At 65.4% G+C, this 25,079-nt stretch carries 32 protein-coding genes; 18 read left to right on the top strand and 14 right to left on the bottom strand.

Going from position 1 to position 25,079, the window contains the following annotated elements:
• Positions 1-81 precede the first annotated feature (81 nt).
• Positions 82-228 carry a hypothetical protein gene (locus AV929_RS22155; protein ID WP_008307084.1) on the bottom strand — a complete coding sequence of 49 codons (147 nt, stop codon included), beginning with the start codon at positions 226-228 and terminating at the stop codon, positions 82-84.
• A gap of 246 nt (positions 229-474) precedes the next feature.
• On the opposite strand from AV929_RS22155, the gene AV929_RS00660 reads away from it, so the two are divergent.
• Complete coding sequence (locus AV929_RS00660; protein WP_014039119.1) at positions 475-942, top strand: NUDIX domain-containing protein; 468 nt, start codon at positions 475-477, stop codon at positions 940-942.
• A 111-nt stretch (positions 943-1,053) separates the two neighbouring features.
• On the opposite strand, the gene AV929_RS00655 is transcribed toward AV929_RS00660, so the two are convergent.
• The 3 genes from AV929_RS00655 to AV929_RS00645 all read right to left on the bottom strand — a co-directional run bounded on the left by AV929_RS00655 (position 1,054) and on the right by AV929_RS00645 (position 4,456).
• The gene (locus AV929_RS00655; RefSeq protein WP_064287096.1) at positions 1,054-2,187 is read right to left on the bottom strand and encodes a thiolase family protein; all 1,134 of its coding nucleotides are present in this window, start codon (positions 2,185-2,187) and stop codon (positions 1,054-1,056) included.
• A gap of 109 nt (positions 2,188-2,296) precedes the next feature.
• Positions 2,297-2,767: a pyridoxamine 5'-phosphate oxidase family protein gene (locus AV929_RS00650; protein WP_014039121.1), complete on the bottom strand. Its 471-nt coding sequence runs from the start codon at positions 2,765-2,767 to the stop codon at positions 2,297-2,299.
• 87 nt (positions 2,768-2,854) lie between these two features.
• Complete coding sequence (locus tag AV929_RS00645; protein WP_064287095.1) at positions 2,855-4,456, bottom strand: DUF1508 domain-containing protein; 1,602 nt, start codon at positions 4,454-4,456, stop codon at positions 2,855-2,857.
• A gap of 118 nt (positions 4,457-4,574) precedes the next feature.
• On the opposite strand from AV929_RS00645, the gene AV929_RS00640 reads away from it, so the two are divergent.
• The 4 genes from AV929_RS00640 (at position 4,575) to AV929_RS00625 (ending at position 7,559) form a co-directional block, all read left to right on the top strand.
• Entirely contained in the window at positions 4,575-5,924 is a 1,350-nt protein-coding gene (locus AV929_RS00640) for an ATP-binding protein (protein ID WP_064287094.1), read from the top strand.
• 84 nt (positions 5,925-6,008) lie between these two features.
• Entirely contained in the window at positions 6,009-6,281 is a 273-nt protein-coding gene (locus AV929_RS00635; protein WP_014039123.1) for a hypothetical protein, read from the top strand.
• 44 nt (positions 6,282-6,325) lie between these two features.
• Positions 6,326-7,201 carry an MBL fold metallo-hydrolase gene (locus tag AV929_RS00630; protein ID WP_064287093.1) on the top strand — a complete coding sequence of 292 codons (876 nt, stop codon included), beginning with the start codon at positions 6,326-6,328 and terminating at the stop codon, positions 7,199-7,201.
• A 61-nt stretch (positions 7,202-7,262) separates the two neighbouring features.
• Positions 7,263-7,559, top strand: coding sequence for a hypothetical protein (locus AV929_RS00625; RefSeq protein ID WP_014039125.1), 297 nt, complete (start codon positions 7,263-7,265; stop codon positions 7,557-7,559).
• A gap of 19 nt (positions 7,560-7,578) precedes the next feature.
• On the opposite strand, the gene AV929_RS00620 is transcribed toward AV929_RS00625, so the two are convergent.
• From AV929_RS00620 to AV929_RS00615, 3 genes are all read right to left on the bottom strand, one after another.
• Positions 7,579-8,529 (bottom strand): DUF5787 family protein, encoded by a 951-nt coding sequence (locus tag AV929_RS00620; RefSeq protein ID WP_064287092.1) that lies wholly within the window; start codon positions 8,527-8,529, stop codon positions 7,579-7,581.
• A gap of 42 nt (positions 8,530-8,571) precedes the next feature.
• Positions 8,572-8,748, bottom strand: a complete 177-nt coding sequence (locus AV929_RS22150) for a hypothetical protein (protein WP_175055148.1) — start codon at positions 8,746-8,748, stop codon at positions 8,572-8,574.
• A gap of 151 nt (positions 8,749-8,899) precedes the next feature.
• Positions 8,900-9,787, bottom strand: coding sequence for a helix-turn-helix domain-containing protein (locus AV929_RS00615; RefSeq protein ID WP_050037343.1), 888 nt, complete (start codon positions 9,785-9,787; stop codon positions 8,900-8,902).
• Between the two features lie 357 nt (positions 9,788-10,144).
• Between AV929_RS00615 and AV929_RS00610 the strand changes: the two genes are divergently transcribed.
• The 5 genes from AV929_RS00610 to AV929_RS00590 are packed head-to-tail and all read left to right on the top strand — an operon-like array spanning position 10,145 to position 13,071.
• Positions 10,145-11,374, top strand: a complete 1,230-nt coding sequence (locus tag AV929_RS00610; RefSeq protein WP_023843057.1) for a translation initiation factor IF-2 subunit gamma — start codon at positions 10,145-10,147, stop codon at positions 11,372-11,374.
• Positions 11,374-11,751, top strand: coding sequence for a DUF188 domain-containing protein (locus AV929_RS00605; RefSeq protein ID WP_064287091.1), 378 nt, complete (start codon positions 11,374-11,376; stop codon positions 11,749-11,751). The genes AV929_RS00610 and AV929_RS00605 overlap by 1 nt, the downstream gene beginning before the upstream one ends.
• A 3-nt stretch (positions 11,752-11,754) precedes the next feature.
• A complete protein-coding gene (locus tag AV929_RS00600; protein ID WP_004516007.1) occupies positions 11,755-12,333 on the top strand; it encodes a DNA-directed RNA polymerase in 579 nt (192 codons plus the stop codon).
• Positions 12,333-12,530: a transcription elongation factor subunit Spt4 gene (gene spt4 / locus AV929_RS00595; RefSeq protein WP_004960449.1), complete on the top strand. Its 198-nt coding sequence runs from the start codon at positions 12,333-12,335 to the stop codon at positions 12,528-12,530. The genes AV929_RS00600 and spt4 overlap by 1 nt, the downstream gene beginning before the upstream one ends.
• Position 12,531: 1 nt before the next feature.
• The gene (locus AV929_RS00590) at positions 12,532-13,071 is read left to right on the top strand and encodes a GTP-dependent dephospho-CoA kinase family protein (RefSeq protein WP_064287090.1); all 540 of its coding nucleotides are present in this window, start codon (positions 12,532-12,534) and stop codon (positions 13,069-13,071) included.
• A gap of 28 nt (positions 13,072-13,099) precedes the next feature.
• Here AV929_RS00590 and AV929_RS21600 read toward each other — a convergent pair whose 3' ends face one another.
• On the bottom strand, positions 13,100-13,255 hold the full coding sequence (locus tag AV929_RS21600; protein WP_151102751.1) for a rubrerythrin-like domain-containing protein: 156 nt from the start codon (positions 13,253-13,255) through the stop codon (positions 13,100-13,102).
• A gap of 89 nt (positions 13,256-13,344) precedes the next feature.
• Positions 13,345-14,376: an RNA methyltransferase gene (locus tag AV929_RS00585; RefSeq protein WP_064287089.1), complete on the bottom strand. Its 1,032-nt coding sequence runs from the start codon at positions 14,374-14,376 to the stop codon at positions 13,345-13,347.
• Between the two features lie 87 nt (positions 14,377-14,463).
• Here AV929_RS00585 and AV929_RS00580 point away from each other — a divergent pair, with 87 nt between their 5' ends.
• A complete protein-coding gene (locus tag AV929_RS00580; protein WP_014039133.1) occupies positions 14,464-14,853 on the top strand; it encodes a hypothetical protein in 390 nt (129 codons plus the stop codon).
• Between the two features lie 110 nt (positions 14,854-14,963).
• Positions 14,964-15,218 carry a HalOD1 output domain-containing protein gene (locus AV929_RS00575; protein WP_014039134.1) on the top strand — a complete coding sequence of 85 codons (255 nt, stop codon included), beginning with the start codon at positions 14,964-14,966 and terminating at the stop codon, positions 15,216-15,218.
• A 29-nt stretch (positions 15,219-15,247) separates the two neighbouring features.
• On the opposite strand, the gene hisG is transcribed toward AV929_RS00575, so the two are convergent.
• Positions 15,248-16,096 carry an ATP phosphoribosyltransferase gene (hisG, locus tag AV929_RS00570; RefSeq protein WP_014039135.1) on the bottom strand — a complete coding sequence of 283 codons (849 nt, stop codon included), beginning with the start codon at positions 16,094-16,096 and terminating at the stop codon, positions 15,248-15,250.
• A gap of 66 nt (positions 16,097-16,162) precedes the next feature.
• Positions 16,163-17,305 carry an MFS transporter gene (locus AV929_RS00565; protein ID WP_064287111.1) on the bottom strand — a complete coding sequence of 381 codons (1,143 nt, stop codon included), beginning with the start codon at positions 17,303-17,305 and terminating at the stop codon, positions 16,163-16,165.
• Between the two features lie 214 nt (positions 17,306-17,519).
• Between AV929_RS00565 and AV929_RS00560 the strand changes: the two genes are divergently transcribed.
• The 4 genes from AV929_RS00560 to AV929_RS00545 all read left to right on the top strand — a co-directional run bounded on the left by AV929_RS00560 (position 17,520) and on the right by AV929_RS00545 (position 21,852).
• Positions 17,520-18,818 (top strand): amidohydrolase, encoded by a 1,299-nt coding sequence (locus tag AV929_RS00560; RefSeq protein ID WP_050037346.1) that lies wholly within the window; start codon positions 17,520-17,522, stop codon positions 18,816-18,818.
• A 138-nt stretch (positions 18,819-18,956) separates the two neighbouring features.
• Positions 18,957-19,916 (top strand): hypothetical protein, encoded by a 960-nt coding sequence (locus AV929_RS00555; RefSeq protein WP_064287088.1) that lies wholly within the window; start codon positions 18,957-18,959, stop codon positions 19,914-19,916.
• Between the two features lie 44 nt (positions 19,917-19,960).
• Complete coding sequence (locus AV929_RS00550) at positions 19,961-21,238, top strand: adenosylhomocysteinase (protein ID WP_050037348.1); 1,278 nt, start codon at positions 19,961-19,963, stop codon at positions 21,236-21,238.
• A 158-nt stretch (positions 21,239-21,396) separates the two neighbouring features.
• A complete protein-coding gene (locus AV929_RS00545; protein ID WP_064287087.1) occupies positions 21,397-21,852 on the top strand; it encodes a DapH/DapD/GlmU-related protein in 456 nt (151 codons plus the stop codon).
• A 105-nt stretch (positions 21,853-21,957) separates the two neighbouring features.
• Here AV929_RS00545 and AV929_RS22145 read toward each other — a convergent pair whose 3' ends face one another.
• A complete protein-coding gene (locus tag AV929_RS22145) occupies positions 21,958-22,110 on the bottom strand; it encodes a hypothetical protein (protein WP_008307040.1) in 153 nt (50 codons plus the stop codon).
• 291 nt (positions 22,111-22,401) lie between these two features.
• On the opposite strand from AV929_RS22145, the gene priL reads away from it, so the two are divergent.
• Positions 22,402-23,478: a DNA primase regulatory subunit PriL gene (gene priL / locus AV929_RS00540; RefSeq protein ID WP_064287086.1), complete on the top strand. Its 1,077-nt coding sequence runs from the start codon at positions 22,402-22,404 to the stop codon at positions 23,476-23,478.
• Here the strand turns inward: priL and AV929_RS00535 are convergent.
• Positions 23,475-23,684 carry a hypothetical protein gene (locus AV929_RS00535; RefSeq protein ID WP_014039142.1) on the bottom strand — a complete coding sequence of 70 codons (210 nt, stop codon included), beginning with the start codon at positions 23,682-23,684 and terminating at the stop codon, positions 23,475-23,477. The two genes, priL and AV929_RS00535, sit on opposite strands and share 4 nt — an antisense overlap.
• A gap of 129 nt (positions 23,685-23,813) precedes the next feature.
• On the opposite strand from AV929_RS00535, the gene AV929_RS00530 reads away from it, so the two are divergent.
• Positions 23,814-24,461 (top strand): SWIM zinc finger family protein, encoded by a 648-nt coding sequence (locus AV929_RS00530; RefSeq protein WP_064287085.1) that lies wholly within the window; start codon positions 23,814-23,816, stop codon positions 24,459-24,461.
• A gap of 18 nt (positions 24,462-24,479) precedes the next feature.
• On the opposite strand, the gene hjc is transcribed toward AV929_RS00530, so the two are convergent.
• Positions 24,480-24,998 carry a Holliday junction resolvase Hjc gene (gene hjc, locus AV929_RS00525; protein WP_064287084.1) on the bottom strand — a complete coding sequence of 173 codons (519 nt, stop codon included), beginning with the start codon at positions 24,996-24,998 and terminating at the stop codon, positions 24,480-24,482.
• Between the last annotated feature and the right edge of the window lie 81 nt (positions 24,999-25,079).

Raw genomic sequence — 25,079 nt, 5'->3', positions numbered from 1 at the left:
CAGGGAACCGAGTCTGATAAGTCTCCGAGAACGAACAACAACGGGTCAGGTGTGGTCGGTTCTACAGAACACGGCTTCCTGTCAGTCGCCCGCGACCGCTCCGTCCACGCTCTCTTCGTCCTCCGTGGCTTCTTCGGGGAGTAGATGCTCCGGGCGACGCAGGTAGCTCGGTTTCTGTGCGAACGCTTCGATTCGCTCCCACTCCTCAGGTGTGATGTGACCGTCCATACACAGTCCTCATGGTTGACACAACTTTAATCCTCGCAATCTAGATTAAAATTAACACTCACTACCCGGAACTGCCACCATCACAGTGCGTATCCGCTACCGAGAATGACGGCGTCAGTGTACTGTGGTGCGCCGCTACCGGCGTACTGCGCCCGCTCACTCCTCTTCTCAGCCATCCGGTGTCCTAATATGATTTTAGGCAGATATGTGGGTAGTACTATATGTCTGCTGTCGCTACCGGATAGTATGCAACCACAGCGGGCGACGTACGTGAAGAAGGCCTGCGCCTACATCACCAGAAACGGATCGGAACTCCTGGTGTTCGACGGACCGGGCCACGACGGGCTACAGATACCGAAGGGAACCGTCGAACCGGGCGAAAAACCGCGGGTCGCCGTACAACGGGAAGCCGTCGAGGAGAGCGGTCTCGCCTCCTTCGAGCGCCTGCAACACATCGCCACCGACGTCTGGACGCGTCGTGAATCACCCCCGAAGCGGTACGTGCGGTCGTTCTACCACCTTCCCGTCCACGAGTCCCGTGATCACTGGGTGCACACTGTCACCGGCACGGGCGAGGAGCGCGGCGCGGAGTTCGAATTCTCGTGGGTCGATCTCCCGACCGACGCCACCTTCGCGCTCGACCTCGACGACTACATCCACTCACTGACGAGTCCCGCCGAGGCGGCGACAGCCGGCGACGTGGCTGCCGATTAGCGACTGTCTTCTCTCGACTCTCGCTCGCGCGAGCGCCTCGACGTTCGCAAATAACGCACTCGAAAACGACGTACTGCGGTAAAATCCCGAAACTGCGCCGATAGCACCCAGTCAGGGCAGTCGGAACTCGATTGCCGCACCCTGGCCGAAGCCGACACACTCCGTCGCCAGGCCGAGCTCCGCGTCGCGGCGGTTCATCTCGTGGACGAGCGTCACCGGAAGGCGCGCGCCGGAGGCCCCGAGCGGGTGGCCGATGGCGATTGCGCCGCCGTTGACGTTGTAGATGTCGTCGTCGAAGCCGAGTTCGCGCTGGCAGTACAGGCACTGGGAGGCGAAGGCCTCGTTGAGTTCCACCAGGTCGTAGTCGTCCGTCTCACGGTCGGTGCGCTCGGTGAGTTTCCGGACAGCGGGGACCGGGCCGATACCCATCACGGTCGGGTCGACGCCGGCGACTTCGTGGGAACCGATCTCCGCCAGGATGTCGAGCCCGCGGTCTTCTGCGAACTCGCGCGACGTGACCATCAGCCCCGCCGCGCCGTCGGAAACCTGCGAGGCGTTGCCGGGTGTGACTGACCCGTCCGACTTGAACACTGTCGGTAGCTGGGACAGCTTTTCGAGCGTGGTGTCCGGGCGGATACCCTCGTCTGCTTCGAGCTGGCCGTCCTCGGTATCGATTGGGACGATTTCGTCGTCGAAGCGACCGGACTCCGTCGCGTCGGCGGCGCGCTGGTGGCTCCGGAGCGCGTACTCGTCCTGTTCCTGCCGGGCGACCTCCATCTCGCTGGCGACCTTCTCGGCGGTCATTCCCATCTGAAGCTCGCCGATATTGTAGTGCTCGGCCAGCCGCGGGTGGACGTTGTGGGTGTTCTCGTCCATCTGCACGCGGGACATCGACTCGACGCCGCCGGCGATGAGCACGTCGCGCTGGCCGGCCGCGACGGCGTCGGCGGCCCGCATCAGCGCTTCGGCGGAGGACGCACACCAGCGGTTGATCGTCGACGCGGGGACGCTCTCGCCGAGGTCCGACAACAACGCGATGACCCGGGCCATGTTGTTGCCCTGTTCGCCGCGCTGCTGGGCACACCCCCACAGCAGGTCGTCGACGTCCTCGGCCTCGACGCCGGTCGACGCGAGCAACTGGTTGATAAGCGGCACAGAGAGGTCTTCGCTCCGGACGCCGGCGAGTGCGCCGTCCTCCTTTCCCTGTGGCGTTCTGACTGCATCCACGATGACAGGTGTGGGCATGGACAACGGAACGTCTCGGCCTGTGTTAAAACCTGACAAACTCTACACAGTGGGGGAACCGTTGTCTCCGACCGGGCCAACCGCTCCCCGAAACAGTCGGACAGTGGGCTCACTCCTGTTCGAACGCCGGCGGCAGACCGGCGTGTCTGAGCCCCTCCTTCTCGTCGATGTGGAACCGATAGACTGCGATGTCGCCGTCCTCGATAGCGTCCTCGAGCAGTTCCGGCCGCCACGCCGTATCGAGCACGTCTGCGAGTTCGTCCCACTCGGACTCGGGGACGGCCTCGATGCCGCCCTGCAGCAGGACGCTCTCCCAGTGGAACATCGATTCGACCTTGTACACGAGCACGGCCGCGTCCGCTGCCGCCTCGGTCAACTGTTGTTTACGACTTGCCGACCCACCGATGAAGGTGAAATACAGCGACCGGTCACCGTCGTACCCGAACGACAGGGGAATCATGTACGGTCCGTTCCCGGTCGGCAGGCCCAGCACGCCGACCCGCTGGTTCGACAGAAACGCCGCGATGTTGCTGTCGTCCATGCGCGTGAGTCCGGCCGCTTCGAGGGTATCTATTGTCATATAGGTGTAACTTCAACTGAAACCTGTTTAATTAATTCGGCTATTCTTCGCTACGGAGAATTGCCCGCCCGGGCGTCTCGGTCGCCGCTACCCTTCCTGTGTTGCACCGGGGGCGTGGCGCTTGATTCGCTCGATGGCGGCGACGGCTTTGTTGCGCTCGGCGTACCCCTCGCCGGAGTCAGCGATGATTTCGCCGTTGCGGTGGCGGAGTCGCCAGCGCCACTCCTCGCCTCTGTCCTCGTACACCTCGAAGGCCGCGCTCCCGATCTCCAGCAGGTCGGCGTCGGCGGCGTAGGACTGGACCCGCTCGACGGCATCCATGGCTTTCGACCGATTTGCGTACCCCTCGCCGGAGTCGGCGACGAGTTCGCCGTTGGCCGCACGCAACCGCCAGCGCCACTCCTCGGCGTTGTCCTGATACACCTCGAAGCCGTCGTCGACCTCGGAGTCGGGCGCGAGTTCGCCGACGCGGCGGGCCGCCCGCCGGGCGTTCGACCGGGAACTGTACCCCTCGCCGCTGTCGGCGAGAATGTTGCCGTTGCGGTGGAGCAAGCGCCAGCGGAACTCCCCGGCGGCGTCGGCGTACACCTCGTACGCCACGGGGTCGATCTTGAGATAGGCCGCACCGGGGACGTACGCGCGGATGCTCTCCAGCGCCCGTCGAACGTTCGACTTCGAGGCGTACCCCTCGCCGCTGTCGGCAAGGATGTTGCCGTTGTCGTGGCGCAAGCGCCAGCGGAACTCCCCGGCCGAATCCTCGAACGATTCGAACGTCGCGTCGCTTTCGGGAGCCGGCACGACCGGCACGTCCTCGGCGGTGTCGTCCTCGGTCGCGTCCTCGAAGAAGACGACGGCTCCGCCGGCGGCGTTGGACTGGACGCTGCGGAGCCCCTGCATCGCCTTCTGGCGCGACGAATAGCCCTGTGCGCTGTCGGCGATGATATTGGAGTTCCGGTGGCGGAGCCGCCAGCGGTACTTGCCCGCCGAGTCCTCGAACAGTTCGAACGTCGCCTTGCTGTCCATCGCAGCCGCGATGGTGCCGTGGGCCGCGGCGAGTTCCGCCTCGGTAGCTTCTGTGACCGTCACCATCTCCTCGCGGGCGGCCTCGCTGGTCGCCAACTTCTCGGCCAGCGTGTCGCGCTCGCGGGCCGCCTGCTCAGCGATTTGAGACTGCTCGCTGGCCGTCTGAGAGGCCTGCTCGGTCTCCTTGGACGCTCGCTCTGCTTCATCTGAGGACCGTTTGGCGGACTCCGTCGCTTCCTGTGCCGTCCGCACGGCCTCGTCGTATGCTTCCTTCCGCCCGGTCAGCAGCGGGGAGACAACCGCGCCGACCGCCATCAGTCCGAGGCCGACGATGTACAGCGTCACCGCCGGGTTCCCCTCGGGGCCGGTCCAGTTCGATGGATAGAACGTGGTGAACCACACCATCGCGACCAGTCCGATTACGGCACCGAGATAGGTGAGTATCAGCCCACGCCGTGTCAGCGGCAGTCTGATTGTCGGTCCCGCAAACAGCAGTATGAGCCCGATAGCTCCCAGCAGATAGCCGAACTGCCGGGGCGTACTCCGCGATGCTGTCAGGTAAAACAGAAGGAGGCCGACGATACCGAGCACGATGCCGATGACGAACAGCCAGTAGCCGTAGGCCTCGTCGTCGGTCGTCGGCTCGCCGATGCGGTTCCGATACACGCTGATTAATGTATTATCAGTTGCCACGTTGGGAGTACACAGAGGGGGTATATTACCCTGGTGTCGGTCACCGGGGCTTCGAGTGACTTATACCGGTTGCGTGGTAACATCAGTGGGAATGAGCAATCCGGAACTGGATGTCGTTGAGTTTCTGCTGACGGCCACTATCTACAGCGAGCGGCGGGACCTCGAACCGGACGACCTGCCGGCCTCGTACCGGTCCGTCTTCTGGAGCGACGGCGAGATCGAACGGCCGCTGTCGGTCACCAACACGACCGCGAGCGAGGCCACCGGCGTCGAGCGGCCCTGGGCGGCCATCTCCGGCCTGATGTTCACCGACCGCGACGACTTCTCGGGGAGCATCTCCATGACGGACCGCGACCTCGCCGAGGAGTGGTTCCTCGAACGGGTCGATGCCGCGGACCTCGAAGACAATCCGGTCCTGGCGAAAGCCTTCGAGGACCAGGTCGAAGGCGCTGACTACGAGCGGGCCCGCGAGCAGAACCGACCGTCGCGCGCCGACCGCGCGTTCATCGACGCCAAACTGGAGGAGGCGTTCGACACCGACGACGAGGACGACGAGGAGATGCTGGACCTCGTGGACGTTCGCGCCCCCGAAGAGGTGGAGATGACCCTGGCCGACCTGGTGTTGACCACCGACCAGGAAGACGAGATCCAGAAAATCGTCAAGGCTATCGAGCACCGCGACTACCTCGCCCGCATCGGCCTGCGAGAAATCGGGAAACTGCTCTTCGTCGGCCCGCCGGGGACCGGCAAGACCAGCGTCGCCCGGGCGCTGGCCCACGACCTCGACCTCCCGTTCGTCGAAGTGAAGCTGTCGATGATTACCAGCCAGTACCTCGGCGAGACGGCCAAGAACGTCGAGAAGGTGTTCGAGGTCGCCAAGCGGCTCTCGCCGTGTATCCTCTTCATGGACGAGTTCGACTTCGTCGCCAAGACCCGGTCCTCCGACGAACACGCCGCCATCAAGCGCGCCGTCAACACCCTGCTCAAGAGCATCGACGAGATATCCTTGATTCAGGACGAGGTGCTGCTCATCGGCGCGACGAACCACCCGGACCAGCTCGACGCCGCCGCCTGGCGGCGCTTCGACGAGATCGTGAACTTCCCCAAGCCGGACCACGGGATGCGCGCGGATATCCTCCGTATCGTCACCCAGCAGATGGAGATCGACGACTTCGACCCCGAGACGCTGGCGGAGCTAACCGAGGGACTGACCGGCAGCGACCTCCGGCTCGTGCTCCGTGAGGCCGTCCTCAACGCCCTGACCGAGGAGCGGACCACGCTGACCCAGCAGGACCTTGAAGACGCCATCATCGACTTCGAGGAGCGGGACAACCTCAAGAACATGGACATGATGGACGGCGACGCCGACGCGCTGGTCGCCGGGAGCGGCGGCTTCTCCGGCGACGGTGGCAGCGACCACGACCACGATCACGACCACTGAGCGGCGGATCACCCGTTCGAGCGCCGGCTCTGGCCGTCGTTATGAGCGATCTACTTATCAGTACAGGAACCATTCCCTGTAGCCATGGCTGACGATGACGTGTTCACCGAGACAGACGACCCCGCGGAATCGTGGGTCGACGTTCGCATGACTGACCCCGATGAAGGCGAGTGGGATGTAGACGTAGTTATCGCTGAAAAGCAAGTCGAGTACGTCGACCTACGTATCCGACCGGCACTGCTCGAAGGGTTCCTCGACTGCCTGTTCGACGACCTTTCCGACGAGCGCGCCCAGTCCCTGCTGGCGGCGACGCTGGAGCGACAGGACGTCGACCCGTCGGACCTCGCTGGCGAGTAACGAAAGCGAGGGGCTTAGGCGAGTCGCTCCCTGAAGGGACAGTAATGGAGGTCACGCTGCTTGGGACCGGCGACACGACGGGGACGCCGACTGTCCAGTGCGACTGTGACACCTGTGAACGGGCGCGCGACCCCGACGAGGAACTCCGGGCTCGCGTCCGCGAGCGCGGCATCGACCCAACGGGCGGCGTCGAGCGGTCGCGCTTCTCCGTCGCCGTGGCGAACGACGAAACCGGGGAGTCGCTACTCATCGATCTGAGCCCCGATTTCCGCCACCAGTTCCTCCGCGAAGGGGTCCCGCTGCCGGACGCGGCTATCGTCACGCACGTCCACTTCGACCATCTCGACGGTCTCGGGAACGCCTATCGCCTGTTCGACGAGCTGCCGGTCCACGCCGCCGACGAGACAGACCCGGTCACGGGTGAGAGTGTCGCAGAGGGCGTCCGGAGCCGCTATGACTACCTCGATACGGTGTCTGTCCACGCACAGACGCCGTTCGAGCCGTTCATCGTCGCCGGCTTCGAGGTGACGCTCGTCCCGGTCACGCACCCGCCACTGCTGTGCTACGGCCTGCGAATCGAGGAACCACAGACCGGCGCGGTGCTGTCGATTTCCGGCGACACCTGCTACGACGTGCCCGACCGCTCGAAATCAGTGCTGACCGGGGCCGACCTCGCGCTCGTCGAGGGTATCGTCCATCCGGAAGCCTGCGAGTACCACCCGAAAGGCGGGACGCACCACGACGAGGATGGCGTCCCGCGGACGTTCGGCACGAAACACATGACCTTGCCCGGCGCGCGGGACTTCGCCACCGACATCGAGGCCGACGACTACCGCATCGTCCACACCGCACATTACGTCCCCGCGGACAGGGCCTTCGCCGATGACATCGGTCTCGACGGCGAGCGGTTCACGCTCTAATGGCCGTTCGGCTCCGTGAAACAGGGCGTAGCTTATAGGTACTGGCGGATAATGCCGCTATATGGACAGGCGCGGCATCGCGGAGGTCGGTGGGCTGTCGCTGGCCGGCGGTGTCCTCGCAACCGCCGCCCAGCAGGGCCTCGTGGGTGGTATCGACTGGGTGCTGGTGGTGGGACTGGTGGCCTGTATTGGTATCGCGGCCGCGGCAAACTATCAGGCCAGAACGAAACACGCGGCGCAGGTCGCAACTGAGGCCCCCGAAGTGACAGAAGACAACTACGAACAGCACGGCCGTCCGACAGCCGGCGACGGCGGCGTCCCGCCCGATAACGCGCCGTCAAGCGACGACACCCGGTAGCGGTGACAACTTCTCGTGGCTATCCGAACCGATCCAGTCCCGACTGGCGACGCCTGCGCCCGTCGGGGTCTGCCCGCCACGGCGTCCGCTCGGCCCGGAGTGAGTCGCCGTCGACGGCCGGCGGGTCGGCTGCCTCGTACCCACCACAGTCCGGGCCGCAGTCGTCGCTTTCGCGGACAGCGCGCCCTTTCCACTGACAGTACGGAATCCCGTCGCTGTCGGGCGAACAGCGCTCACACGTCGGGTAGTCGAAACTCCGCCACCCCTTTCCGTAGGCTCGCTCGGCCAGTTTTCGACGGGCACGGGCCTTTTCAGCGGAATCGACGATCCGCACGTCCGTCCGGACCGGCCCCTCCTCCAGCAGTTCGACGCCGGCATCGTCGGTCGGCAGTGGTGTCGCCTCCCGACGGACGTCTATGGTTCCGCTGTCGGGGTCGAACCGCCAGACGCCGACTTCCTCGGGAATCCGGTTGAGGTGCGCGCCGGTGACGTAAGAGGCCGTCGCCAGTACGACGCGGTCGGCGAGCGCGAGCGACACGTCGGTCCGCAACTGGGATTCCAGGTCGCCGGGCCGCCCGAGGTCCGGCTTGTTTTCGATGGCGACGATTCCGTCGAACCAGCCGGGGTACCGCGTCGTTTGTCGGACGTACGTCCGGCCGCCGCGGCGCTCGCGCTCGAAGAATCCACGCTCGGCCGCCAGTTCGACGGCCCGTTCGGCGCGGTCGGGGTGGCAGTCGAAGGCGTCTTTCCAGTACCGCGCCCGGCCCGGCCCGACGTTGCTTTCGATGGCCGCTGTCGGCAACCGTTCGGGAGTGATGGCCGCCCGCTCATCGAACTCGGGCCCCGGCTTGACGACGACAGTGTCGAGGACGCGCCGGCCGTGGACCGCGCCACCGAGTTGGCGGCTCACTAGACGGCCCTCGCGTTCGAGGTGGGCACACAGCGCCAGTTCGAAGTCGAACTCCCGCACGACCGGACGGAGGGCTGGGACGGGCAAAAGCCCCGCGCCCGGTTACCGCCTAGCGACGAAGAGACAGGCCAGCGCCGCCAGTCCGAGAAGTGGACTCAGTGAGAGTATCGCCAGAAGGCCGAGATACACAGTCAGCACTCCGAGGAGGGAACGAACGGTCAGCGGCGGATACGTCGGTCTATACAGTTCGGGGTCGGTGTACGGTGCAGGCTGGTACATTACAGTGAAACGATGGTCCAGAAACGCGATAAGCATAATCTGAATGATATTTCTGCAGGAGGCGCGTACCGGCGCTCTCCTGCAGACGATTTCAGTCAGCGGGAAAATAGCTCGCTGGGCACAGCCCCGACCGTATATCCGGCGAATCGGCTCAGTGCCCGCAGGCCTGCCGCTCGAACTCGACTGGCTGGAGGTCCCTGTCCAGATAGGCGGTCAGTTCCGCCTCGGCCAGCGGAATCCGGACCGCGAGCCGCCACGGGTCGGTGCCTTCGACGGTCGTGTACTGGTCGTCGACACACCAGGGGAGCGTCCAGTAGGGGCGACTCGACAGGTCGACGCCGTGGTCGTCGTAGAACGCCGCGACGCGGGAGTCGTCCAGTAGTGTCAGCCCGACGGGCGAACAGAGTTCGTGTCGACACTGTTCACAGACGAACTCGGCGCGGACCGACACGTCGAGACAGCAGTCGCCATCGCGAGATATCTCCGTCTCCATCCGCCCGGCGCAGTCGGGGCAGACGCCGTCAGCGGCCAGACAGTGGAGGTGGCGCACCCGCTCGGCGAAGGCCGTCGCGACTTCCGCCGGCGTCCGGTCGACCAGACCGCCCGGCGGGAACGGGTACTCGCCGTGGGCCTTCCCGCAGTCCTCGCAGTCGATGGCGAACTGCTCGTCGGCGTACTCGGCCAGCAGACCGCCGCCACACCGCGTACAGGCCCCGGTCACCGGGAACGGGTCGATGTCGGGTGTCCGCGTGAACGTTCCTGCCCGCACCGCGCGGATGACCTGCGCCCCGGCGTGCCGGAGGTCGTATCCGTCCGCTCCCTGGCTGACGAACTGGCCGGTGAGCTCCTGCAGGTGATAGTTGAACTGCCCGCTGTCGGCCAGTTCTACGGCATCGAACAGTTCCGAGAAGCGAACCGGCCGGTCCTCAGCGCGCCACAGCGCCTCTAGGATGTCCAGACGCGTCTCGCTCGCGATGACCGAGAACGCCGTCGCCGGGTCGATGTCGGCATCAGTTTCGGGGGACTCATCGACTCGCATCGTGCGTGAACTTGTCCCCGTGGGAACAAAAGCGTTCACAGAAACACAGTTACGTAACACTGCTGACGAGAGCGGGCTGTAGCCGCACTCACCTCAGCGGCGGACTCTCACTCACCAAACCGGAGCTATCGCAACGGCGATTGCCGGCGTGACATCCGACTCGTACAGCTTGTCGCTCGCACCAACCGACAGGGGTCGCGTCGCTATATCGAGGGCGATACCGAGCAATATGGTGACGTTGCCGCCGTCAGCAGAGACCAGACCGGCGATTGAACCGGGTTCGGCGGGGGTGCTCCGGGCGCAAACAGTAGGTTTATCAGTTGCACGCGGCGAAACTCCACCAAGATTACTCTCGAAATGACATCGAACAAACAACCGGAGGTGAACATCGGACTCGTCGGGCACGTCGACCACGGAAAGACGACGCTCGTACAGGCACTGTCCGGCGAATGGACCGACCAGCACTCCGAGGAGATGAAGCGCGGTATCTCTATCCGACTCGGCTACGCCGACGCGACGTTCCGTCGCTGCCCGGAGGCCGAGGAGCCGGAGGCCTTTACCGTCGACGAGCACTGCGACGACCACGACGTCGACACCGACCACCTCCGGACGGTGTCGTTCGTGGACGCGCCCGGGCACGAGACGCTGATGGCCACCATGCTGTCCGGCGCGGCCATCATGGACGGGGCCGTTCTCGTCATCTCGGCGACCGAGCCCGTCCCGCAGGCCCAGACCGAGGAGCACCTGAGCGCGCTCGATATCATCGGTATCGACAATATCGTCATCGCCCAGAACAAGGTTGACCTTGTCGACGAGGAGCGGGCGATGCAGAACTACGAGCAGATTCAGGAGTTCGTCGAGGGCACCGTCGCCGAAGGCGCACCGGTTGTCCCCATCAGCGCGGGCCAGGAGGCCAACATCGACCTGCTTATCGAGGCTGTCCAGTCTGAGATTCCGACGCCGGAACGGGACCCGGACGAGGACGCCCGCATGATGGTCGCACGCTCGTTCGACATCAACCGTCCCGGTACAACCTGGGACGACCTGATGGGCGGCGTGCTTGGCGGGTCGCTCGTTGGCGGCCAACTGGACGCCGACGACGAGATCGAACTCCGTCCCGGCCGCGAGGTCGAGGAAGGCGGCCAGACGGAGTGGCAGCCCGTGACGACGACGGTCCGCTCGCTCCAGTCCGGCGGCGACTTCGTGGACACGGTCACGCCGGGCGGCCTGCTCGGCGTCGGGACCGGTCTCGATCCCGCCATCACGAAGGGCGACGCCCTCGCCGGCCAGGTCGCCGGCCCGCCCGGCAGCCTCCCGCCGGTCCACGAGACGTTCACGATGGACGTGGACCTGCTGGAACGCATCGTCGGCGACGACGGCGGCGAAGTCGACGAGATTTCGACCGGCGAACCGCTGATGCTGACTATCGGTACCGCCACCACAGTCGGTTCGGTCACAAGCGCGCGCGACGAGGAATGTGAAGTCGCGCTCAAGCGCCCGGTCTGTGCGGCCTCGGGCTCGAAGATCGCCATCAACCGCCGTGTCGGCGCTCGGTGGCGGCTCATCGGTGTCGGCACGCTGCGGTGATGATTGTGCTGGACACGAACGCACTGATGATGCCGGTCGAATGCAACGTACGGCTGTTCGAGGAACTCGATAGGGTGCTGCCGGACGCGACGGACTACGTCGCGCCCGCTGCCGTCCGCGACGAACTGGCGAAACTGGCCAACGGGGCCGGTGCGGAAGCGACGGCCGCCTCGGTCGGGCAGGACCTGCTCGACCGGTGTACGGTTCGGGAGACGACGGCGGACTACGCGGACGACGCCGTCCTCGAACTGGCACAGGCAGACGATGCGACACACGCGGTCACGAACGACACCCCCCTCAAACGACGCCTGCTGGACGCGGGCGTTCCAGTAATTAGTTTAAGGGGCCGGAACAAACTGGGTATCACTCAACCATAACACATGTATAAACGGGTACGCCTACGCGATACGGTCGAAGTCCCGCCACGCTTTCTGGCGGAGGTCAGTCCGGGGCTGGTCAAACGGCTCCTGCAAGAGAAGCTCGAAGGACGAATGGACGAAGACGTCGGCAGCGTCGTCTCCGTCATCGAGGTCCACGACATCGGCACCGGTGCCGTGCTGCCGAACAAGCCCGGCGTCTACTACGAGGCCGAGTTCGACGCCCTCACGTTCGACCCACAGATGCAGGAAGTGGTCGACGGCGAGGTCGTCGAGGTCGTCAACTTCGGGGCCTTCATCGGCATCGGGCCGGTCGATGGCTTGCTCCACGTCTCCCAGATATCCGACGAGTATCTGGCCTACGACGAGGAGAACCAGCAACTCGCCTCACGGGAGTCCAACCGGACGCTCACCGTCGGCGACGCCGTCCGGGCGCGTATCGTCACCAAGAGCATCGACGAGCGCAACCCCCGCGACTCCAAAATCGGTCTGACGGCGAAACAGGTCGGCCTGGGCAAGCACGGCTGGCTTCAGGAGGAGCGCGAGCGCCGCGAAGGCACGGCGGAAGCCGGTGATAGCTGATGGCGGACCGACTCGTCTGTCGCGACTGTCACCGCGTCCAGAGCGCGGAGATCGAAAGCCAGTGTGAGGCCTGCGGCGGCACCGCACTGACCGAGGACTGGGCCGGCTACGTCGTCATCGCCCACCCGGAGCGCTCCGACATCGCTGAGGAGATGGAAGTGACCGAGCCGGGCAAGTACGCGCTGAAAGTCCGCTAACGTGTCCGACGTCGTTCTCGAACTCCCGAGTGACTTGCGGCACGAGCTGAAAGAGCCGCTCGGACGGATTTATACCGATACAGCGGCGCTGCTGGCCGACGCCGGTGACCCCATCATCGCCGTTGGCGATATGGTCACGTACCACCTCATCGAGGCCGGACGGGTGCCCGACCTCGCGCTGGTCGACGAACGGACCAAGCGCTCGGCCGTCGACGCGGACGTGTCGGCGGCTATCGACGGGTTTGACCGAACCATCCCGGTCGACAACCCGGCCGCGACACTCACCGCCGAACTGCTTGCAGCGCTCAGGGACGGTATCGACAGCGGCGAAACGACGCTTCTCGATGTCGACGGCGAGGAGGACCTCGCCACGCTCCCCGCAGTGCTCGCCGCACCTGCCGGTGCCAGCGTCGTGTACGGCCAGCCGGACGAAGGGATGGTGCTGGCAGACTGTGACGCCGAAGCCCGGGACCGGGTCCGGTCGCTGCTGGAGCGGATGGACGGTGACGCCGAGCGGGCGATTGCGCTCGTGTCGGAGTAACCGGCGAGAAAACGGGACGCGACTGGTTTTATTCCGGCCGTGGAACGCTGAGGTTCTGCATATCTGTTTCACAGCGGTCGCAGGTGACTGTCGAGCGCTCGCTACAGAGGCGCTTTCCGCAGTCCGGGCATTCGAATAACTGTTCGTCGTCGTCGCACGGGGCGGGGTCTGACCACGTCGGCATACTTGGTACTAATTAGCATTTGTCATGGCATAAACCTTGCTCATACCGCAATAAATAACAACGCATGTCCAGAGAAGGTGGACGTATGTTCACTCAAGAACGTGGACGTGTCTGACAAGTGAACGGTGGACTCGCCGCTGGAAGTAGTCGGTGACAGTCCAGCCTGCGCCGGTCCCTGCCTCGCGCCAGTCGCGGTCGGCGACCAGCACGCACCGTCCTGTGACGCGGTCGGCTTCGCCGAGTGCACCGGAAACGAGGGGGGCGAGTTCGCCCTCGATACGGGACTGGCGGCCGTAGGGGGCGTCGAAGACGACGGCGTCGACGGCGTCGTCGGCAACCGGTAGTTTGGACGCATCGGAGCGGAACACCCCCCAGTCGCCCGGGTCGGGATAGGCGTCCCTGTTGGGATGGCCGTTGCCGTCGAGCGCGTAGCTCAGGTTCTCGCGCGTCCCCGAGACCATCTTTTCCTGTGCGTCGCCGCCGACCACGTCGGCCCCGACCAGCCCCGCCTCTAGCAGGAGGCCGCCGGTGCCACACATCGGGTCCAGTATCGTTGCGTCCGGGCCGGCTCCGGCGATATTGACCAGCGCGCGGGCTTCGAGCGGGTCCATGCTGCCGGGCTGGAAGAACGGGCGGTCTGTCGGCTGTCGGCCGCCGAAGTCCCGCACGCTCTCGGCGGTAAGCCAGCCCAGCGCACAGCAGGCCTCGCCGGTCCCGCCCTCCTCGTCGCCGTCGGGGTCTGAGAGATAGGCATAGAGGACGTGGTCGGGGTCGTCGAGGTCGACGGGAAAGCCGCGGTCGGTCAGCACCCCGCCCAGCGTCCGCTCAGCCTGTTGTGTGTCGATGCCAGTGCTCGCTCGCACGTCGACCGCTCGCACGGCGACGCTCCCCTCGCGGTCGATGGTCGCGGCCGACAGCAGCGCGGCGGCGCTTTCGATGTCGGGGTCCGCGGTTCCGATCAGGTCACAGGCCCGGTGGGTGAACGCGAGGTGGCGAACACGGTCGCTGATGCCCCGTGCCGTCGCTAGTCCGGGCGCGAGGGTGTCGACGGCGCTCGCGGCGCTTGCTGCCTCCCGCCGCGCGAACGCGTCGTCCTGCCCGCCGAGTTCGAGGACGTACACGCCCGAGCGGTGTGGCCGAGCGGCTATGAGCGTGCCGGTCGCGCCCGGGAACAAAACGCACAAGCGAGCGGCCGCCGAACCTCGAGTATGCTCCAGTCCGGGTTCTCTAGCCTGACCGGTGGCGGTATCCTCGCCGTCCTCGTTACCGTTCTCGTCACCTGGCTCTTCTACGCCGTCACGCTCCACCTGGCCGCGACGTTTTTCATTGGCGACGTGCCCAGCCAGCTCGCGGCCAAAGCCGCCACCGCACCGGCGGTCGTCTCGCTGATCCTCCAGCGCTGGGGGGTCGAGTCCGGCGTCGTCTCGGCGGATCTGGGCGTGCTGGTCGTCCTCGTGCTCACAATGCTGGCCGACGGTATCGCGATTAGTACCACGTACCGGCTCTCGACCCGCTCGACAGCCCCGCTCGTGGCGCTGCACCTGGCCTTCGCAGCCGTCCTCGGGTTCGCGCTGAACAACATCTTCAGCTTCGTGTAACCCCCGTTGAGTCCTTGTTGGCGGGCTGTCCGATGTTTCACCCGGATAATAAACAACATGCAGAACGTGAAAATCAGAACTAATTAGACATTTTGAATTATAGGATTAGTATGATTAAACGCGAGGTTCGTTCCGCTGAATCGGTAAGCGAAGCGGTCGTCCTGGCTGTGAGTATCGCTGAGGATTGCCATCCACGAGCGCTCCCCTCACTGTACGGCGTTGTCAATCCCGAATCACTGAATGACTTGTTCAGACAGGACAGCAAACGTGAGACGCCCGAAACCGATTCTATCTCGTTTCGGTTCAGCGAGTCTCTCGTCACGGTCGACGCCGATGAGTGTATCAAAGTCGAGTACGCTCCGTGAGCGCGTGAGAAACAGCACGAGCAAAACGGCTATTCGACCAGCCGCTCTATCTCTGTCACCAGTATGTCACTTGCGCCCACGTCTTTGAGCGAGCTAATCGTCTCGAAGACGGCGCGCTCCTCGACGACGGCGTGAACGGCGAGCTGGTCGGAGCCGGCGATGTCCATCACCGTGGGGCCGCCCATGCCCGGAAGCACGTCTTCCACGTCGTCGAGGGCGTCCTCGGGGGCGTTCATCATCAGATAGCGTTTGTCTTCGGCGGCGAGGACGGAGCCGAGCGCGGTGTCGACCTGCTGGACCTTCTCGTCGTCAGCGGTGTCTTCGCGGGCGAACAGGCGGACAGAGCTTTCGAGGACTTCGTCGACGACGGCCAGCCGGTTCATCCGGAGCGTGGTCCCGGTCGAGGTGATGTCGACGATGCCGTCGGCGATGTCGACGTGGGGTGTCAGTTCCGTCGCGCCGGACACCTCGGTCACGTCCACGTCCACATCGACCCGGTCGAAGTACCGCCGGGTGATTTTGGGGAACTCCGTGGCGATGCGCCCCCCTTCGAAGTCGTACACGGTCTCGATGTCGCTGTCCTCCGGCGCGGCCAGAACGAGGCGACAGCGGCCGAAATCGAGGTCGCGGAGTTCGACGAGGTCGTCGGTGTCGGACTCCCGGACCTGGTCGAGGCCGGTGATACCCACGTCGGCAGCGCCGTCCGCGACGTACTCGGGGATGTCGGCGGCGCGGGCGTACAGGACGGTCACGTCCGGGTCGACGGTGTCGGCGTGCAGTTGGCGGTCGGCCCCGTCGACCAGGTGGAGGCCGGCCCGTTCGAGCAGTTCCTCGCTTGGTTCGTGCAGGCGGCCCTTGTTGGGGACGGCGATTCGCATACGCCTACTGGCAGGCCGCGGGGCAACTGTCTTTCCCCTCAGACTGACCAGCTGCGGGCGGAGCCGTTACAGGCGGTCCCGGCGTGGGAGGACGACGAAGGTAGCCGCGGCCAGGAGCGTCAGACCGGCGAGACCGTAGAACGCGACCGCAAACAGGTTCTGGTCGGCGAGCAGGCCGACAGCGGTCGAGCCCAGCGAACTAATCCCGAAAAAGCCGGTCCGGAGCAGGCCCCAGCCGGTGCCTTCGGCGGTGTCAGGCAGTGTATCGACGATGTAGGCGTTTGCCAGTGGGCCGACGCTCATCCGAACCCCGATGAGGCCGGAGACGACGGCCAGCGGCACGACGCCGCGGACGGACGGAATGAGTACGAGCGGAACGGTACTGACGAGCGCGACAGCGGTCAGGACACTGGGCGTTCCGTATCGGTCGGCGAGCCGGCCGGTGATTGTCTGTGAGAGCGCGCCACCGACGAACAGCACTGAGAGGAGCGCCCCAGCGGTTCCCTGTGAGAGGCCCCGGACCGTGACCAGATACGTGGTGAGGAATGCTGTCACGGCCTGAAAGGCGAACAACATCAGTGTCTTGCCCGAAACCGACAGCACGAGCCGGCGGTCCCGAAAGCCGACGAGGACCGTTCGGAGGTCCCGACGGAGGCTCCGTTCGGACTCGCTGGTCGGACGGTCCGACACCGAGAGCCAGAGCGCGCCGGCGACAAGCATGAACAGCGGGGCGGCGCTGGCAAGCGCCAGCCGCCAGCCGTACCGGGTCGTGACGAACGCGGCGACGGCGGGCAGTGCGGCCGCTCCGAGAGAGCCGGCGGCCATCACGACACCGAAGGCGGTCCCCTCGCGGGCGTCGAACGTCCGCGAGAGGGCGGTCCCGCGGGTGGGGCCGTACAGTCCCGTCCCGAGCCCGAACGCGCCCGTCGCGATGAGGAACAGCGAGAACACCGGCGCGAAAAAGTAGCCCAGCAGCCCGACGCCGGACAGCAACGCCGCGGCCACCAACAGCGTCCGCTCCCCGATCCGGTCGATCAGAACTCCGGCCGGAAACTGTACCGCCGCGTACGTGAGCCAGAGCACCGTGACCGCGAGCCCCGCCTGTGTGTTCGAGATGACGAACTCCTCGCGTATCGTCGGCAGAACCGCAGGCACGACGAAACGCATCCCGAGGACGAGGAACCAGCCGGCAGCGACGGCAAGCAGCATTCGGGCCGGGCTTCCGTGCCGCATCGCGCTGACCCGCTGTCGGATGCGCTCTGCCGTCGCCATGTTCTTGGCCTTCCGAACGCGCCGGAGGGGAAAGACCCCTACGGAACAGGCACCGTCTCGGCGGTCAGCCTGTTCCAGGGATATGGCAACACGCCACACAGCGGCGCTGTGGACCCTGCGAACTAAGACCCGCGGTTGCGAAGCCACCGCCATGAGTGAACTCCTCGTTACCGGCGGGCAGGTCCTCCGGCCGGACCTGACCGTCGAGCGTGCGGACGTACTGGTTTCACAGGACAGCGGCGAGATCGTGGCGGTCGACGAACCGGGCACACTGGACGGCGACGACGAACTCGACGCCAGCGACGGCCTGGTCATTCCCGGGCTGGTCAACGCCCACACCCACGTCGCCATGACGCTGCTGCGCGGCCTCGCGGACGACAAGCCCCTCGACGCCTGGCTGCAGGAGGACGTCTGGCCCGTCGAGGCGGAACTGACCGCCGAGGACATCCGCGCCGGGGCGGAACTCGGGCTGGTCGAGATGATCCGGTCGGGGACGACAGCACTATCGGACATGTACTTCGAGGTCGAGGAAATCGCGGACGCCGTCGACCAGGCCGGGATACGAGCAGTGCTGGGCTTTACTGCAGTCACCGTCGGTAAGGACGACGAGGCCGCACGGTCTGATCTGCAGGAGAGTCTCGACGTGGCTCGGAAACTCGACGGCGCGGCCGACGGCCGTATCCGGACGACGTTCCAGCCCCACTCCCTGACGACCGTCGGTGAGGAATACCTGCGCGAGTACGTCCCGAAGGCCCTCGACGATGACCGCTCGATTCACCTGCATGCCAACGAGACGCGCGACGAGGTGACACCCATCGTCGACGAGCACGACCAGCGCCCGCTCTCTTACGCTGACGACATCGGCCTGCTGGACGGCGACACCTACGTGGCCCACGGCGTCCACGTCGACGACAGCGAGATCGACCTGCTGGCCGAAACTGGTACCGGCGTCGCTCACTGTCCAGCCTCGAATATGAAACTCGCCAGCGGGATGGCCCCCGTGCAGGACCTGCTGGACGCCGGCGTCACCGTCGGCATCGGAACCGACGGCGCGGCCTCAAACAACGACCTCGATATGTTCGACGAGATGCGCGACGCGGCGATGATAGGTAAACTCGCGGCCGACGACGCCAGCGCGGTCGACGCTGGCACTGTCGTCGAAATGGCGACGGAAAACGGCGCAAACCTGCTCGGCTTCGACAGCGGCCGTCTCGAAGCCGGCGCGAACGCGGACCTGGCCGTCATCGACCTCGACGCTCCCCACCTGACGCCGGCCCACGACCTCGTCTCGCACCTGGCCTACGCCGTCCACGGGAGCGACGTTCGCCACACGGTCTGTGACGGCGAAGTGCTCATGCGCGACCGCACGGTCGAGGTGTTCGACGAGCAGGCCGTCCGCGAACGAGCGAGCGACCACGCGTCCGCGCTGGTCGAACGAGCCGGTGACTGAGTGAGCGGAATAAACGCTGAGAACGGGTTTTAAACGGTATAACTATATTTCAGGCGGTGTTGTCGATGCTGCGAACGGCGTGAACGAGTTGAACGGGAGGGGGTGTTTATCGCTCTCTCGGCGAACGTATTGGCTACGATGCGCACCAAACTCTTCGCACTGTACGCCGCTGTCGGACTGGCCCTGCTGGCCGTCGGTCCGGGTCTGGCGGCCGCTGCGGACTCGGCCGGCAACACCGGCGCGGGGAACACCCTCGCGGTCGGTGTCTCACAGGCTGACGACGGCAGCGCGACGGTATCGGTCACACAGAACGAGACGGGCGTCGAGAACGCCTCTGTCGCCGTGGAATCGGCTGACAACACCTCCTACGCTGGGACCGGCAACTACACGACCGACAGCGACGGGACGGTCGGACTGCCCGCGCCCGAGCAGAACGTGACGGTCGACGTGACGGCGACGGCCGACAATCACACCGCGACGACGACGGCGGACCTGTCCGTCGCGCCCGAGAACGTCACCGAATTCGACACCTTCGGACTCGAAGTGTCGGCCTACGTGAGCGACCTGTTGAGCGACGAGAACCGGACCGGCGGCATCGGCCCGGCCGTCGCCAGCTTCGTGACGGCGAACAACCCCGGCAACGCGCCGGACCACGCCGGCCCGCCCGCACACGTCACCGGTGCAAACGAGTCCGACGACAACGAGACCCACCCCAGCGAACGACAGGGTCCGCCGGCCGACATCTTCGGTGACGACGAGAACGAGACCGAAAACGAGACGGACGACCGACGCGGCCCGCCCGAGGACGCCGGACCGCCCGAGGACCGCGGCCCGGACAGCGATGACGACGAGAACGAAACCGAGGACGACCGGCGCGGCCCCCCGGAAGACGCTGGGCCGCCCGAGGATCGTGATGACGACGCGGAGAACGAAACCGAAGACGACGAGAACGAAACCGAAGCACCGGACGACGAGACTGAGGAGTCAGACGACGCTGACGAGGACGACGATGACGGCGGCAACGGCAACAACGGCAACAACGGCGGCAATGGTGGCCCACCGGACGACGCCGGCCCGCCGGACGAGCGCGGTAACTGAGCGGCTTCGGTAGCGTTTTAGGAACTCTCTCCGTCTGTCGTGACATGACGACGCCTATCTCCGAGCGACTTGACGACCTCGACGAGGCTCGCGATTCCGGCCGCCGAAAGATGGACTGGGCCATCCAGCATATGCCCATCTGCGGCGCGCTTCGCGAGCAGTTCGAGGCCGACCAGCCCTTCGACGGCGAGCGAATCGGCATGGCGATGCACGTCGAAGCCAAGACCGCCGTCCTCGCGGAAATCCTCGCAATCGGTGGCGCGGAAGTCGCCATCACCGGCTGTAACCCGCTCTCGACGCACGACGACGTGAGTGCCGCACTCGACGCCGTCGACGGCATCACTTCCTACGCCGAGCGCGGCGTCGACGACGAGGAGTACTACGAGGCTATCGAGGCTGTCATCGGCCACAAGCCGACCATCACCGTCGACGACGGAATGGACCTCGTCGCGGCCATCCACGAGGACTATCCGGAACTCATCGACACTATCATCGGTGGGGCAGAGGAGACGACGACCGGCGTCCACCGACTGCGCGCGATGGACGATGACGGCGAACTCGACTATCCTGTGTTCGCTGTCAACGACACGCCGATGAAGCGCCTGTTCGACAACGTCCACGGCACCGGCGAATCCTCGCTGGCCTCGATTGCGATGACGACGAATCTCTCGTGGGCCGGCAAGACCGTCGTCGTCTCCGGGTACGGTGACTGCGGCAAAGGTGTCGCAAAGAAAGCCAGCGGTCAGAACGCCGACGTGATTGTGACCGAGGTCGAGCCCCGCCGTGCGCTCGAAGCCCACATGGAGGGCTACGACGTGAAGCCGATGGCCGAGGCCGCCGCCGAGGGCGACGTGTTCATCACGACCACCGGCAACCGCGATGTCATCGTTGAGGAGCACTTCGAGGCGATGCAGGACGGCGTCCTGCTCGCCAACGCCGGCCACTTCGACGTAGAGGTCGACCTCGACGCGCTGTCGGACCTCGCCGCCGACACCTACGAGGCCCGCGACGGCGTCCGGACCTACGAGATGGCTGACGGCCGCCGCCTGAACGTGCTGGCCGAGGGCCGGCTGGTCAATCTCGCGACGCCGATTGCGCTGGGCCATCCCGTCGAGGTGATGGACCAGAGCTTCGGCGTGCAGGCCGTCTGTGTCCGCGAACTGGTCGAGAACGGCGACGACTACGAGGCCGGTGTCCACGCCGTCCCGGACCGGCTCGACAAGGAAGTCGCGGAGATCAAGCTCGACGCTGAGGGTGTCGACTTCGACTCGCTGACTGACACCCAGGCCGAGTATATGGATTCCTGGCAGCACGGGACGTAGGTTCTCGCGCCAAGCGCGAGAACCGAACAGTCGAGCGGCGGCACCCCTTCCAGAGCGCCGACCACTGGCGACTTTTTTTGAGCCGCGCTACGACTCCCATATCCAGTTCCGACACTGGCCGCCGCCACGATGATTACGGTCGGCGCTGACGTCTGCATATGGCTGTCCACGAGACCGCCCAGGTCGAGAACGCGACGCTGGGCACCGTCGAGATTCGCGAATACGTGACAATCCACGACGCCGACATCGGCGACGGCGTCCAGATTTACGAAGGGGCCTCGATCAAGAAGGCGACTATCCATGGACCGACCGATATCAACGCGAACGCCTACGTCGAGAACGCGACGCTTGGCGAGTCCGTCCAGGTCGGGCCCAACGCCTCCATCGTCGGCGTAACCCACGACCTCACCGACGCAGGCATGGAGTTTCAGAACGACACGTTCGACGAGATAGTCATCGAGAACGGGGCTTTCGTCGGCGCTGGCGCGGTGATCCTTCCGGGCGTCACGGTCGGCGAAAACGCCGTCGTCGGTGCCGGAACCACCGTCACCGAAGACGTCCCAGCCGAGACCGTGGTCCGGAGCGCCACGGGGACGGTACAGCGCTCCCTCTGAGCGTTGGCACAGCACCCCGGTTTCCACGTCCCAGCGGACCGTCCCGGGAGACGGACAGTAAAACCGCTCGCTCCGCTGGTGTCGCCGATAGACCGTCGACTAGCCCTACTCGGTTACGTCGACGAAGACCGTCGACTGAATCCACGCAGACGGGTTTTCGGGATCGCCGATGTGGGCGACCGTGTCCACGCCGACGTCGTACTCTTCGAATGTCGCTCTGATGCTCTCTTGTGAATCGGTATCGTGCTCGTGCGTCATCGATGTGCTCCGTGTCTCGTCTGGCAGTTCCCTCGTCGGGGATGACTGCACTGGTCCGGTTCCCCGACCGAACCGTGTGCAGTCGCCGACCCGCGTCCTTACCACACTTTGTCGGTAGGGGTTGGCAGGTATCGGCTTGTCTACTAGCTGTATTCACCCGCCGCCGGCCTGGGACTATATGTATAGCCTCGCGATATCGCCGCACTGACTCTCGAACCGGCTGTCGGGAATCCGACACCGACCGTCCCGGTGACGGCAATTTTATTCACTCCCATCCGAAAGGTGGTGGCAATGGAACCGCTCCACGCACGCTACCCCTTTCTGGCGCGGTCGCGGGAGGCCGTCGAAGCCGCGGCGGTGGACTTGGGCGAAATCGTCGCCACTGACGAGACGGTCACGGCGCGCGCGCTGGAGCGGGTCGAATCGGCAATCACGAACGGCACTGTCGGGGAGCCACACCGGCGGACCCGCGTCGAACTGCTGTCGTACCCGGTCGCCCGCGTGCTGGTGTCGCTCGTCGACGTGCACATCTGCACCCGGAAGTACGCCCAGGCGGAGGCCGAGGCGGCCTACGACCGGTTCACCGAGGAGTTCGCGACGACGACGGAACTGAAATCGACCCAACGCGAGACGCTGGACCGCACGGAACTCCTCGCGGAGTTCGACCTCGCGAGCGCCGTCAGCGACACTGGTGACGGCTACCGCGTCGAGGTCGGCGCGTATCTCGACCTGGCGGCCGACCAGCGGGGCGATTCCTGGCGGCTGGTCAATCGGCCACTGGCCGACGGCGAGGTCAGGGTCACCGCCGAGGAACTGAACGTCCTCCTGAAACAGGCCATCCGCCATCGGGTCACTGACGGCCTGCCGTTCACCGTCCCCGACGCTATCGCCGATGAGCTAACAGAGGAAGTCGACCGCTTAGAGGAAGTGCTCTCGGAACTGGAACTCACCCGCGAAATCGACACCGTTGTCCCGGAACTGTTCCCGCCCTGCATGAAGTCCCTCCTCGACCGGGTGCAGAAGGGCGAACATCTCGAACACCACTCCCGGTTTGCTATCGCGACTTTCCTCATCGGCATCGGGATGACGACGGACGAAATCGTCGACCTGTTCCAGGTCAACCCCGGCTTCGGCGAGGAGGCGACCCGGTATCAGGTCGACCACATCCGCGGGGAGACCAGCCCGACGGAGTACTCGACGCCGGCGTGTTCGACCATGCAGTCCTACGGCGACTGTGTCAACATGGACGACCTCTGTGAGACGATTTCCCACCCGATGGGCTACTACGAGCAGAAGATAGACGACACCGACGAGGAGGAACTGGTCGACTGGCGCGAGGACGAGGGCGACGAAGAGGCCGACGCCTAGAACTGCTGGCGTTCGAGCCAGAGGCCGGCAGCGGTCATAAACACGACGAAGAGGCCGATTGCGCCGATGAGCGCGTAGCCGCCCGTCGCCTCTACGGTTGACCCGTCCAGATACATCTGTGAGGCGGTGATAGTTGCGCCGACGAACAGCACGACGGCGACCGCCGAGATGACGATTTGCAGGAGCGTCTCCCGCTCGATATCCATGCTCTGCGGTTTCACAGGGCCGGCAAAAAGGGTATCGAAGCGCCGGAGCCCGCTGGCCGAGCCATTTAGGACCGTGTAGCACCTACGTTTCAACTGGACGCATTGGAAAATACAGCCGCGTCCGCACCTATGACGCTTATCGAGCCTTCCGCTGACCGGCACAGTACCGCACTTGCACCGGACCTCCGTTCCCTCCCGGACCGGGCAGCCCGCGCCTGGACCGAGCGCATGGCCGTGCGCCCGCGAGCGGGCAGTACGTACGCTGTGACGACGGAGAGCGAAAGCACGTACCTCGTCGACGTCGCACAGCACTCCTGTACCTGTCCCGACAACCGCATCCGCGGCGAGCACTGCAAACACCTCCGGCGCGTCGCCATCGAAATCACTGCCAAGCGGATCGCGCCGCCCGGGAAGGAACGGGCGACCTGTGACGCCTGTGGTACCGTCACCTTCGTCGCCGCGGACGCACAGGCGCCGCATCTCTGTGGGCACTGCCGACTGGAGACCGGCGACATCGTGCGGGACCGCGAGACGGGCGACAGACTCGTCGTGACGGCCGTCACCGACACGTCGGCCGACGACTGGACCATCGAGGCAACGGGCGAGACAGTCGCCGACTACGACACCAACGATGGCTACCCATCCGACGACCTCGTGGTGCTGGTGACGTATCTCTCGGACGCTGTCCGCGCGACCGACCCGCGAGAGTACGCCTTTCCCCTGTCGCGGCTCCGCCGCGTCGAGGACGCTGAACTCATCGGCAGTGAGGCCCAGTAATCGAACGTCTGCGAACCGCTATTCCAGCATCGCCGCAGCTTCTTCCTTGTCGAGGTCGCCGCGCTCGAAGGCCGACAGCACGTCCAGCACGCTCTGGTCGGGGTCGTCGTCGCCCACCTCGTCCAGCGTGACCTTCTCGGAGTTACCCACGAACTCGTCGAAGTCGGTCCCGTCGGAGAGGGCCTTCTCCTTCTTGACACGGTAGTTGCCGCCGTCGGTCGTGTGGAGGTCCGCCGGGTGGAAGAAGTACCAGTCCTCGCGGTCGAACCGGACGCCGATACGCGGCTTCGCGCCGAAGTTCCGGGCGAAAAACAGTAGCGCCTCGACCTCCTCGCCGGTGAGATAGATGGGGTCGCCGGCGCTGGATTTCGCCTCGATAGCGTAGAACGTCTCGCCGTCGCCCGAGAGCACGTCCGGCAGTTCCCGCTCGGTCGCGCTGCCGCTGGCCGGCGCGCGCATCACCGCAAAGCCCGCCTCGTCGAGTGCGTTGACCAGTTCGCGCTCGCGGCGGTCGCCCTTCGCGTTCGAGTTTGCCATTATCAGGACGTGGAGCGACGGGGGTAAAACCGTTCAGATACGGCCAGACCGTTCATTCCGTTCAAAGGGCCGTATATCGAT

The organism is Haloarcula sp. K1 (genome assembly GCF_001647155.1).
GTDB classification, from domain to species: domain Archaea; phylum Halobacteriota; class Halobacteria; order Halobacteriales; family Haloarculaceae; genus Haloarcula; species Haloarcula hispanica.
This window is presented reverse-complemented; position numbering and strand designations above follow the sequence as displayed.

Bases quoted from the DNA above. Each gene is read 5' to 3' on its own strand.
- AV929_RS22155 (WP_008307084.1), bottom strand. From the start codon at position 228: ATGGACGGTCACATCACACCTGAGGAGTGGGAGCGAATCGAAGCGTTC.
- AV929_RS00660 (WP_014039119.1), top strand. From the start codon at position 475: ATGCAACCACAGCGGGCGACGTACGTGAAGAAGGCCTGCGCCTACATC.
- AV929_RS00655 (WP_064287096.1), bottom strand. From the start codon at position 2,187: ATGCCCACACCTGTCATCGTGGATGCAGTCAGAACGCCACAGGGAAAG.
- AV929_RS00650 (WP_014039121.1), bottom strand. From the start codon at position 2,767: ATGACAATAGATACCCTCGAAGCGGCCGGACTCACGCGCATGGACGAC.
- AV929_RS00640 (WP_064287094.1), top strand. From the start codon at position 4,575: ATGAGCAATCCGGAACTGGATGTCGTTGAGTTTCTGCTGACGGCCACT.
- AV929_RS00635 (WP_014039123.1), top strand. From the start codon at position 6,009: ATGGCTGACGATGACGTGTTCACCGAGACAGACGACCCCGCGGAATCG.
- AV929_RS00630 (WP_064287093.1), top strand. From the start codon at position 6,326: ATGGAGGTCACGCTGCTTGGGACCGGCGACACGACGGGGACGCCGACT.
- AV929_RS00625 (WP_014039125.1), top strand. From the start codon at position 7,263: ATGGACAGGCGCGGCATCGCGGAGGTCGGTGGGCTGTCGCTGGCCGGC.
- AV929_RS22150 (WP_175055148.1), bottom strand. From the start codon at position 8,748: ATGTACCAGCCTGCACCGTACACCGACCCCGAACTGTATAGACCGACG.
- AV929_RS00615 (WP_050037343.1), bottom strand. From the start codon at position 9,787: ATGCGAGTCGATGAGTCCCCCGAAACTGATGCCGACATCGACCCGGCG.
- AV929_RS00610 (WP_023843057.1), top strand. From the start codon at position 10,145: ATGACATCGAACAAACAACCGGAGGTGAACATCGGACTCGTCGGGCAC.
- AV929_RS00605 (WP_064287091.1), top strand. From the start codon at position 11,374: ATGATTGTGCTGGACACGAACGCACTGATGATGCCGGTCGAATGCAAC.
- AV929_RS00600 (WP_004516007.1), top strand. From the start codon at position 11,755: ATGTATAAACGGGTACGCCTACGCGATACGGTCGAAGTCCCGCCACGC.
- spt4 (WP_004960449.1), top strand. From the start codon at position 12,333: ATGGCGGACCGACTCGTCTGTCGCGACTGTCACCGCGTCCAGAGCGCG.
- AV929_RS21600 (WP_151102751.1), bottom strand. From the start codon at position 13,255: ATGCCGACGTGGTCAGACCCCGCCCCGTGCGACGACGACGAACAGTTA.
- AV929_RS00580 (WP_014039133.1), top strand. From the start codon at position 14,464: ATGCTCCAGTCCGGGTTCTCTAGCCTGACCGGTGGCGGTATCCTCGCC.
- AV929_RS00575 (WP_014039134.1), top strand. From the start codon at position 14,964: ATGATTAAACGCGAGGTTCGTTCCGCTGAATCGGTAAGCGAAGCGGTC.
- hisG (WP_014039135.1), bottom strand. From the start codon at position 16,096: ATGCGAATCGCCGTCCCCAACAAGGGCCGCCTGCACGAACCAAGCGAG.
- AV929_RS00565 (WP_064287111.1), bottom strand. From the start codon at position 17,305: ATGCTGCTTGCCGTCGCTGCCGGCTGGTTCCTCGTCCTCGGGATGCGT.
- AV929_RS00560 (WP_050037346.1), top strand. From the start codon at position 17,520: ATGAGTGAACTCCTCGTTACCGGCGGGCAGGTCCTCCGGCCGGACCTG.
- AV929_RS00555 (WP_064287088.1), top strand. From the start codon at position 18,957: ATGCGCACCAAACTCTTCGCACTGTACGCCGCTGTCGGACTGGCCCTG.
- AV929_RS00550 (WP_050037348.1), top strand. From the start codon at position 19,961: ATGACGACGCCTATCTCCGAGCGACTTGACGACCTCGACGAGGCTCGC.
- AV929_RS00545 (WP_064287087.1), top strand. From the start codon at position 21,397: ATGGCTGTCCACGAGACCGCCCAGGTCGAGAACGCGACGCTGGGCACC.
- AV929_RS22145 (WP_008307040.1), bottom strand. From the start codon at position 22,110: ATGACGCACGAGCACGATACCGATTCACAAGAGAGCATCAGAGCGACA.
- priL (WP_064287086.1), top strand. From the start codon at position 22,402: ATGGAACCGCTCCACGCACGCTACCCCTTTCTGGCGCGGTCGCGGGAG.
- AV929_RS00535 (WP_014039142.1), bottom strand. From the start codon at position 23,684: ATGGATATCGAGCGGGAGACGCTCCTGCAAATCGTCATCTCGGCGGTC.
- AV929_RS00530 (WP_064287085.1), top strand. From the start codon at position 23,814: ATGACGCTTATCGAGCCTTCCGCTGACCGGCACAGTACCGCACTTGCA.
- hjc (WP_064287084.1), bottom strand. From the start codon at position 24,998: ATGGCAAACTCGAACGCGAAGGGCGACCGCCGCGAGCGCGAACTGGTC.